The sequence below is a fragment of the Rhizobacter sp. P3_C12 genome, assembly GCF_056402735.1.
The window spans coordinates 1-9,827 of record NZ_JBFUGW010000234.1; the positions used below are offsets into that span (position 1 = coordinate 1).

Sequence of the window (9,827 nt, forward strand, 5' to 3'; positions counted from 1 at the left end):
GTCGAACAAAGACTAGTCCGTTCCCGACCGCGCACCCGCCAGAGGTGCGACAACAAACGACAGGAGACAAGACATGCGACAACCCAGACCCGGCCTCGGCATCGCGCCGCTCTTCGCCCTCTCCCTGCTGCTCGCCGCCTGCGGCGGCGGCGATGACGGCGGCGGTGGCGGAGGCGGCACACCACCTCCGACGACCTCCACGCCACTCACCTGCGCCCAGCTCGAAGGCACCGCCATCCCCGCCGCATCGATCGGCCTGCCCACCTCCGGCGCCACCGTCGTCTCGGCCACCGTCGTCGCCCCCACCGGCACGGCCCCCAAGCTGATCCCCGAGCACTGCCTCGTCGTCGCCAGGATCTCCCCGGTCGACCCCGCCGCGCCCGACATCCGCTTCAACCTCGCGCTGCCCACCACCTGGAACCACAAGGTCGTGATGTTCGGCGGCGGCGGCTTCGATGGCAGCATCCCCGCCGTCACCGGCAACGTCCCCGTCGGCCCCACCGACCAGCCCAACCCGCTCGGCCGCGGCTACGCCACCTTCGCCAGCGATTCCGGCCACCAGGCCAACGCCTTCGGCTCGCAGGACGGCTCCTTCGCGCTCAACGACGAAGCGGCGGACAACTTCGGCGGCGACGCCATCAAGAAGACCCGCGACGCCGCCACCTACCTCGTCAAGGCCCGCTACGCCGTCGCCTCCGTCGACAAGGCCTACTTCGCCGGCGGCTCCACCGGTGGCCGCGAAGCCCTCGCCGCCATCACCCGATGGCCTGCCGACTGGGACGGCGCCATCTCCCTCTACCCCGCCTGGAACGACGCCGCCGCGCTGCTGCACGGCCAGCGCGTCAGCCGTGCGCTCTCCAAGCCCGGCGCCTACCCCAGCTCCGCGAAGCGCGCCCTGGTCTACGCCGCGGCGATGGAAGCCTGCGACGGCCTCGACGGCGTGGTCGACGGCCTCATCAGCAACCAGCAACGCTGCAACGCCGTCTTCGACCCGGCCACCGCCAGCGTCGCCGGCAACCCGCTGCGCTGCCCCGATGGCGCCGAGGCGGGCGACACCTGCCTCTCCGATGCACAGATCACCGCGCTGAAGGTGATGAACACCGACACCCAGTTCCACTTCGCGCTGGCCAGCGGCGAAACGCACTACCCGGGCGCCAACGTCTGGGGCGCCGACCTCGGCATCACCACCAACCCGTCGCCGCTGCAGCCGACCATCACTTTCCTGGCCCTCGGCACCGCCGCGCCGGCCACGCCGATGCCGCGCAACTCGCCCTACATCGGCACCCTGCTCGACCAGTGGATCAAGTACTCGGTGACCCGCGATGCCGGCTACGACTCGCTGTCCTTCGATCCGGAGAACCCCGGCCCGTGGGCCAACCGCGTCAGCCAGCTCAGCACGCTGCTCGACACCCGCGTCGATCTCGACGCCTTCGCGGCCAAGGGCGGCAAGCTGCTGCTCGCCCACGGCGTGGCCGACATCCTGGTGAGCACCCGCGCCACCGAGGCGTACTACCAGCGCCTGCAAGCCCGCATGGGGCCGAGCGAAGTCGACACCTTCGTCCGCTACTACGAGATCCCCGGCCTCGGCCATGCGGTCAGCACGGCCTTCAACGCCGCCTGGGATTCGCTCACCACGCTGGAGAACTGGGCCGAGCACGGCACCGCCCCCAGCGCGCAGGTGGTGACCGACACCGCCGGCGTGCCCGGCCGCACCCGGCCGCTGTGCGACCACCCCCAATGGCCGCGCTACAACGGCACCGGAGACGTCAACATGGCCGCCTCGTTCACCTGCGCGAACCGCGAGGCCGCCTCGCCGACGCAGCGCACCACCAGCCTCGGCGACGTGATCGGCACCGACCACTCGGCCACCAGCGGCACCTGGGCGTGGAAGGGCATCCCGTATGCCAAGGCTCCGGTCGGCGAGTTGCGCTGGAAGGCGCCGGCCGAGCTCGCCCCGTGGACTTCGCCCAAGGCTACGCAGCAGTTCGGCAATGCCTGCGCCTCGTTCGGCCGCCTGTACGGCCCCGGCTCCAACAACAGGTACGACGCCACCATCGGCACCACCGTCGGCCAGCCGGTCGGCTCGGAGGATTGCCTCTACCTCAACATCTGGCGCCCGACCAGCGCGGCCACCCACCTGCCGGTCATCGTGTTCGTGCACGGCGGCAGCAACGTCACCGGCTACACCGCCGATCCGGTCTACGACGGCGCGGCACTGGCCCGCACGGCCAATGCGGTGGTCGTCACGGTGAACTACCGCCTCGGGCTGCTCGGCTTCATCAACCTGGCGCAGCTGAAGACCGGCGATGCGCTCGACGATTCGGGCAACTTCGCGCTGCTCGACATCCTGCAGGCGCTCAAGTTCGTCAACCGCAATGTCGCCGCGTTCGGTGGCAACCCCGGCAACGTCACGCTGATGGGCCAGTCGGCCGGTGCAGTGAACGTCTACGCGCTGATGACCTCGCCGCTCGTCGTGCAGGCCAACCCGGCACTGGTGCACCGCGTGATCCCGATCAGCGGCGGCATCTCGCGCGCCAGCGAGTTGCCGGCCGGCAGCCTCGCGACATTGGCGTCGCCGTCGGATTTCCGCGGGCAGGCCGATTTCCTGGTCGCCCACCTGGTGCTCGCCGATGGGCTGGCCGCCGACCTGACAGCCGCTTATGGCTACGTCGCGTCGCGCACGCCGGAGCAGATCGCCACGTACATGCGCGGCAAGAGCGCCGAGGCCATCATCAACACGGTGACGAGCAAGCTCGCGCCGGTGGGCGCCTCGGGTTCCGGGCCGATCGCCGACGGCAACGTGCTGCCGGTGAGCCCGATCGCGGCCATCCAGGCCGGCAGCTACCTGAAGGTGCCGGTGCTGGCCGGCAACACGCGCGACGAAGGCAAGCTGTTCCCCACGCTGCTGCCCTTGGCCGGCGGCACCGGCAGCGGTCGCCTGCTCGACGACCCGACGGTGTTCTCGATCGCGTTCAACTACAAGCCGAACGGGCCGGCGACGACGACGATCGCGCAGTGGATCCCGCCGTCGTACCTGCCGATCGACGCGCCCGTCACCGGCTTCACCGCGCGCTCCGAGCAGCTGAACCGGATCTTCTTCCTGAACAGCCGCGACAGCGTGCTCGGCGCACTGCAATCGCAGCAGAACCCGATCTGGTACTACCGCTTCGACTGGGACGAGATGCCGGCCCCGTTCAACGAGATCTACGGCGCGGCGCACGCGTTCGACCTGCCGTTCGCGTTCGGCAACTTCGGCCCGTCGCTGTATGCCAACTTCGCGAACACCACGGCCAACGAGCCCGGCCGGCTGGCGCTGTCGAACGCGATGATGCGCAGCATCGGCGCCTTCGCGCGCAATGGCGACCCGAACAACGCCGGCCTCGGCACGACCTGGCCGCAGTGGCCGGCCACGCTGGTGTTCGACGCCTCGCCGAGCGCGAAGCAGATCAGCGTTCAATAAAGGGTTGACGCCAATTCAGTCGCCCCCCGCGCTGAGGTGCCACAGCCTCAGCGCGATGTGGATCTCCAGCGCCCGCGACGCCTGGCCCCAATGCCCGAGCAGCGTCTCGATGGTGGCCAGGCGCTGCCGCACCGTGTTGACGTGGATGCCCAGGCGCTGCGCGGTGGTCTTCGCGTTCTGGTTGTTGTCGAAGTAGCTCAGCAGCGTCGGCGCCAGTTCGGCGCTGCGCTTGCGGTCGAGCGAGATCAGCGGGCCGATCGTCGCTTCGAGAAAGCTGCCGAGGCTCGCCTGGTCGTGGCTCTCGAACAGCGTCGAGTACAGCGCGAGTTCGTTCTGGTTGACGATCTGTCCCTGCACGCCGATGCGCCGCAGCACCGGCAGCGCACGGCCCAGCGTCGCGTACAGCGCCGGGATCTCGGCCGGCCCGCCGATCGGGCGCGACAGCACGCCGCGGTGCGGCGCGTGCAGCTCACTGCGCGCCCAGGCCGAGACCGCGAGCCGCGCGTCGAGCGCGCCGCTGGCGCCGCACAGGATCACCAGCGTGCCGTCCAGGTCGTCGACCAAGGCATGGGGCAAGGGCCGCATCGTCCTGAAACGCCGCGCCGCGTAGCCGGCGCTCGGGCCGTCCATCTCCACCAGCATCAGCGCCAGCGGCCGCGACAGGTCCACGCCATGCGGCTCGGCGCGGCCGACCAGGTCCTTCAGCTCGCCCTGGCGCGGCCACACGAGCGAGCGCAGCAGGTCCGATGCGTCGTGGCTCTTCGAGGCCTCCAGCCGCTGGCGCGACAGCAGCACCACGCCGATCACGCTCGCGCTGCGCTCGAAGGTGCGGATCGCGATCTCCTCCAGCTCGCCGGCGTGGAAGAGCAGGGCCGCGCCGAGGATGCCGTCGCCGCCGATCACCGCCATGATCCGGCAGGATTCGCCCTCGACCTGCCACGCCGGCACCGAGCGCCCCGTCTCGCGGCTCTGGCGCAGCGCGCGCGCCACCTCGGCGCTGCGCTCGCCGTGCGGCGTGTAGCCGGCCGCACCAGGGCCGGCATGGCCCGGCGCCGCGGGCGCGCTCACCGCCTGCAGGGCTTCGTCGAGCACCAGCACGCTGCCGCCCAGCAGCCGCGCGACCGATTCGCACAGCGTCGCGAGCGAGGCGCCGCGCGCCAGCAGCGAGGTCAGCTGCTCGTGCGCGTCGGTCGCCGCCTGGATGCTGCGCACATGCCGCTCCAGCTCGGCGCGGGCCTGGTCGGCGTCGTGCAGCGCCGCGTTGGCGCGCTCGAAGTCGCGCGCGTTCTTCAGCGCCACCGCGCCGTGCGTGGCCAGCGTGCACAGGATCGAGATGCTCTGCGCGGTGTGCAGCCGGTGGTAGCGGTCGGCGACGAACAACAGCCCCGTCACCTCGCCGTCCCACACCAGCGGCACGCCCACCAGCGCCGCGATGCCCTCATCGCGGAAGGCGGCATCGAGACTGGCGTCGTGCCCGAAGCGCTGGTCGTGCAGGTAGTCGGGCGTCATGAAGGGCAGGCGTGTCGACATCACGACGCTGGCCACGCCGCGGTCGTGCCGCGCCACCATGCCCGAGGTGGTCTGCTGCATCGCGCCGTCGGCGGCCAGCACGTGGAACTCGCCGCGCTCGGCGTCGTAGACCGACAGCCAGGCCACGTCGGAGCCCAGCAGGTTGCGCGCGCGCTGCACCAGGGCGGCCAGCAGGCTCTGCAGGTCGAGCCGGCTCGACAAGGCCTGGGCCGAGTCGATGACGGCCAGCATGCCGCGCTCGCGCTGCTGCTGCAGCTCGAGCCGGTTGCGGATCGCCATYGCCATGCGCACCGTCTCGGCCAGCGTGGACTTGGCCGGCACCTGGTCCGGCAGCGCCTCGACCTCGGCCAGGCGGCGCGCGAAATCGCCGGCGGGCGCGCCCTGGTGGAGCAGGTGGATCAGCTCGGCGACCAGCGTGCCGGCGCCGTCGGGGGAGGGCGGGGCACTGCTCCGCATGGCTTGTCTCCTGTTTGCTGCTGGTTCATGTGCGCCGTCGACGGCGTCTGCGTGGGCCACAGGCTACCAGAGGCCCCAGCGCCGCAGCGGCACGCGCGCGGGCTTCGAAAGACACTGAAGCGGTCCTCAAGGTGTGCGCACCGCACATTGGCCGCGCCGCGCGGCGCATCGAGACTGGCGCCTCTTTCACCCGAGGACCTGCATGCCCATCCTGGATTCGCTCCGGCCCGCGCCCCACCTGCGCGTCCTCGTGACGGCGGGCGCCAACGGCATCGGTGCCGCGATCGCGCGCGCCTTCCACGAAGCGGGGGCGCGGGTGCACGTCTGCGACATCGACCGCAGCGCGCTCGATCGCCTGACGACCGAGCTGCCGGGCATCACCGGCAGCATGGCCGATGCCTCCGTCGCCGCCGATGTCGACCTGGTGTTCGACGACGTGCAGGGCGCGTTCGGCGGGCTCGACGTGCTGGTCAACAACGCCGGCATCGCCGGGCCGACCGGGCCGGTCGAAGACATCGACGGCGCCGGCTGGGAACGCACCATCGCCGTCAACCTGAACAGCCAGTACTACTTCGCGCGCCGCGCGGTGCCGATGCTGAAGCGCTCGGCGGCCAGCCCGTGCCTGATCTCGATGGCCTCGGTCGCGGGGCGCCTGGGCTACCCGTACCGCACGCCGTATGCGGCGAGCAAGTGGGCCATCGTCGGCCTGACCAAATCGCTGGCGATCGAGCTCGGCCCGCACGACATCCGCGTCAACGCGATCCTGCCGGGCACGGTCGAGGGCGAGCGCATGAGCGGCGTGATCGCGGCACGCGCGGCCTCGGTCGGCATCGGCGTGGCCGAGATGCGCCAGCAGTACCTCGACAAGATCTCGCTGCGCCGCATGGTGAGCGCCGACGACGTGGCGGCGCTCGCGCTGTTCCTGTGTTCGCCTGCGGCCCGGAACATGACCGGGCAGGCCATCAGCATCGACGGCAACGTCGAGTACCTCTAAAAAATCCTCGGAGACAAACGATGAATGCTGTTCGAATCGCCACCCTGCCGTTGCTGGTGCTGCTGGCCACCGCGGCGCAGGCCGCCCCGGTCAAGATCGGCGTGCTGGAGACGCTCTCCGGCCCGCAGGCCTCCACGGGCCAGGCCTACCGCGCCGCGGTGCGCTATGCCGTCGACAAGCTGAACGCCGCCGGCGGCTGGAACGGCGAGCCGGTGCAATTGCTGGAGTACGACAACCAGGGCGGCCCGGCGGGCGCCTCCGACAAGCTGAAGGCCGCTGCCGCCGACGGCGTGCAGATCGTCGTGCAGGGCGGCTCGTCGGCGATCGGCGGCCAGATCACCGAGGACGTGCGCAAGCACAACCTGCGCAACCCGGGCAAGGAGATCGTCTACATCAACGTCGGCGCCGAGGCGCTGGAACTCACCGGCGAGAAGTGCAACTTCCACCACTTCCGCTTCGCCGGCAATGCGCAGGTGCGCACCAAGGCGCTGGTGCAGGCGATGAAGCAGGCGGGTGCGCTGGGCAGCAAGGTGTATTCGATCAACCAGAACTACTCCTGGGGCCAGGACATGGAGCGCGCCATCGTCGACAACGCCGGCGCCGGCGGCTACCAGGTGGTGGAGAAGACGCTGCACGACGTCAACAAGATCCAGGACTTCGCGCCCTACGTTGCCAAGATCAGCGCCTCGGGCGCCGACACGGTGATCACCGGCAACTGGTCGAACGACCTGCTGCTGATGATGAAGGCGTCGAAGGCGGCCGGGCTGAAGCTGCGCTTCGGCACCATCTACCTCGACCAGGTGGGCAACATCGCGAACGCCGGCGAGCAGGCGGTAGGCCACTTCGTCGCGCAGGCCTTCAATGCCGAGGCCGCCGGCGCGGAAGGCGATCGCTTCATGGCCGACTACAAGGCGAAGAGCGGGCACTGGCCGGTCGCGACCGAGCCGCAGACGGTGTTCGGCCTCGAGATGGTGGCCGATGCGCTGAAGCGCACGAAGCCGGTGAACGGCGCGCTCGACGTCAACGCGCTCGCGCGGGCGCTGGAGACCACGCGGCTGAAGACGCCGATGGGCGAGGCCAGCATGCGCGCTGCCGACCACCAGGTGCTGCTGCCGCTGGTGGTGTCGGTGGTGGCCAAGGACGCGAAGTACAAGGCCGACGACACCGCGCTCGGCTTCAAGCCGGTGAAGGTGTTCACCGCCGAGGAGGCTGCCGTGCCGGCGCAGGCCAGCTGCAAGATGCAGCGCCCCGGTTGAGGCGATGGAGTCCTTCGTCTTCGGCGTGCTGAACGGCACGGTCTACGGGTTGCTGCTGTTCATGGTGTCGGCCGGGCTGACGCTGGTGTTCGGGATGATGGGCGTGCTGAACTTCGCGCACGCGTCGTTCTACATGCTCGGCGCCTACTTCGCGTACACCTTGCAGGGCCTGCTCGGTTTCGGGCCGGCGGTGGTCGCGGCCACGCTGCTGTCGGGCGCGGTCGGCGTGGTGGTGGAGCGCTGGTTCCTGCGCCGCGTGCACCACCACGGCCATGCGCACGAACTGCTGCTGACCTTCGGGCTGTCGTTCATCATCGCCGAGACGATCAAGCTGTTCTTCGGCAACCACCCGGTGGACTACCGCATTCCGCCGGCGCTCGATTTCGCGGTGTTCACGATCGGCCGGCAGCAGTACCCGGCGTACCGCGCGCTGATGGCCGCTGTGGCGCTCGCGATGTTCGCCGCGCTGTGGCTGCTGCTCACACGCACGCGCATCGGCATCGTCGTGCGGGCGGCGATCCACAAGCCGCGCATGGCGCAGGCGCTGGGGCACAACGTGCAGCTGGTCTTCATGGGCGTGTTCGGTGTCGGCGCGGCGCTCGCCGGGCTGGCCGGTGCGATCGCGGGCGCGTTCTACACCACCAACCCGAACATGGCGCTCGAAGTCGGCGTGATGGTGTTCGTGGTCGTCGTCGTGGGCGGGCTCGGCTCACTCGGCGGGGCGATGCTGGCCTCGCTGCTGATCGGCATCGTCACCTCGCTGGCGGTGGGCGTGGACCGCAGCATCGCCGACCTGCTGGCCGTCGTCGGTGCCGGCGGCTGGGCGCAGAGCGTGGGCGGGCTGCTGACGCTGAAGCTGTCGAGCCTGGCCGCCACGCTGCCTTTTGCGCTGATGCTGCTGATCCTGCTGGTGCGGCCCGGCGGGCTGATGGGTGAGAAGGCCTGATCGATGCGCTCGACACTCCCCCTTCTCGTGGCCGGCGTGGTGCTGCTGGCGGCACTGCCGGCGCTGTTGTCGGCCGGCCTGCTGATCGCATCGATCCAGATGCTCATCGCGGCGCTGTTCGCCAGCGCCTACGGCATGCTCAGCGGCCGCGCCGGCATGCTGTCGTTCGGGCATGCGGCGTACTTCGGCATCGGCACCTTCGCGACGGTGCATGCGATGAATGCCTTCGGTGGCAGCGGGCTGCTGCCGACGCCGCTGATGCCGCTGGTGGGGGCCGGGGCGGGGCTCGCCGTCGGCATCGCGGCCGGCTGGTTCGCCACGCAGCGCAGCGGCACCACCTTCGCGATGATCACGCTGGCCATCGCCGAGCTGCTGCATGCGCTGGCGCCGCAACTGAAGGGCCTGTTCGGCGGCGAATCCGGCCTCTCGACGATGCGTGCGCCCGCCTGGGGCCTGGCCTTCGGCTCGACGGTCCAGGTCTACTACCTGACCCTCGCGTGGGTGCTGGCGGCCCTCGGGCTGCTGTACTTCCACAGCCGCACGCCGGCTGGCCGGCTGACGCTCGCGCTGCGCGAGAACGCGCACCGGCTGCGCTTCCTCGGCTACGACGTGCACGGCCTCGGCGTGTCGGCCTTCGCGATCTCGGCGATGTTCTCCGGCCTCGCCGGCGGGCTGCAGGCGCTGAGCAACGAGGCCGCGAACTACGCCGTCTTCGATGCCGGCGTGTCGGCCACCGTGGTGCTGAACAGCTACATCGGCGGCGTCGGCATCTTCCTCGGGCCGGCGCTCGGGGCGGCGCTGATGACCTTCTTCGGCTACGCGGTGTCCGACGCCACGCAGTCGTGGCTGCTGTACCAGGGCGTGCTGTTCGTGCTGGTGATGATGTTCGCGCCGGCCGGGTTGTCGGGGCTGTTCGGTGCGGGCGCACGGCTCGTCGAGCGCCAGGGCTGGCGCCGGGCGGTGGCCGTGGCCGGGCTGGTGGCGGGCGCGGCGCTGCTGCTGGCGGCAGGCAGTGTCTTCGCCGTCGAGATGCTGCAACGGCTGTGCTCGCACGACTACCGGGCGCTGGCCCAGGCGGCTGCGGGGTGGCCCGCGATCCCGCTGCTGGGCCGGCCCTGGTCGCCGGCCGCCGCGTCGACGTGGCTGCTGCCGGCCAGCCTGCTGGCGTGCGGCGGCGTGCTGGCG

General features: G+C 70.8%; 5 protein-coding genes and 2 pseudogenes. 6 read left to right on the forward strand and 1 reads right to left on the reverse strand.

The window, feature by feature from the left end; translation table 11 throughout:
• Positions 1 to 73: 73 nt before the first annotated feature.
• Positions 74 to 1,795, forward strand: a pseudogene (locus tag AC1DXV_RS26280) (tannase/feruloyl esterase family alpha/beta hydrolase); the annotation flags it as partial.
• A gap of 81 nt (positions 1,796 to 1,876) precedes the next feature.
• A pseudogene (locus tag AC1DXV_RS26285) lies at positions 1,877 to 3,460 on the forward strand (carboxylesterase/lipase family protein); the annotation flags it as partial.
• Between the two features lie 15 nt (positions 3,461 to 3,475).
• Here the strand turns inward: AC1DXV_RS26285 and AC1DXV_RS26290 are convergent.
• Positions 3,476 to 5,446 (reverse strand): helix-turn-helix domain-containing protein, encoded by a 1,971-nt coding sequence (locus AC1DXV_RS26290; RefSeq protein ID WP_477868325.1) that lies wholly within the window; start codon positions 5,444 to 5,446, stop codon positions 3,476 to 3,478.
• A 202-nt stretch (positions 5,447 to 5,648) separates the two neighbouring features.
• On the opposite strand from AC1DXV_RS26290, the gene AC1DXV_RS26295 reads away from it, so the two are divergent.
• The 4 genes from AC1DXV_RS26295 to AC1DXV_RS26310 form a co-directional block, all read left to right on the forward strand.
• Positions 5,649 to 6,440 carry an SDR family oxidoreductase gene (locus AC1DXV_RS26295; protein ID WP_477868326.1) on the forward strand — a complete coding sequence of 264 codons (792 nt, stop codon included), beginning with the start codon at positions 5,649 to 5,651 and terminating at the stop codon, positions 6,438 to 6,440.
• Positions 6,441 to 6,460: 20 nt separating this feature from the next.
• The gene (locus AC1DXV_RS26300) at positions 6,461 to 7,696 is read left to right on the forward strand and encodes a branched-chain amino acid ABC transporter substrate-binding protein (protein WP_477868327.1); all 1,236 of its coding nucleotides are present in this window, start codon (positions 6,461 to 6,463) and stop codon (positions 7,694 to 7,696) included.
• A 4-nt stretch (positions 7,697 to 7,700) separates the two neighbouring features.
• Positions 7,701 to 8,642: a branched-chain amino acid ABC transporter permease gene (locus AC1DXV_RS26305; protein ID WP_477936333.1), complete on the forward strand. Its 942-nt coding sequence runs from the start codon at positions 7,701 to 7,703 to the stop codon at positions 8,640 to 8,642.
• A 3-nt stretch (positions 8,643 to 8,645) separates the two neighbouring features.
• The coding region (locus AC1DXV_RS26310) for a branched-chain amino acid ABC transporter permease (RefSeq protein WP_477936335.1) at positions 8,646 to 9,827 on the forward strand (1,182 nt) is incomplete at its 3' end.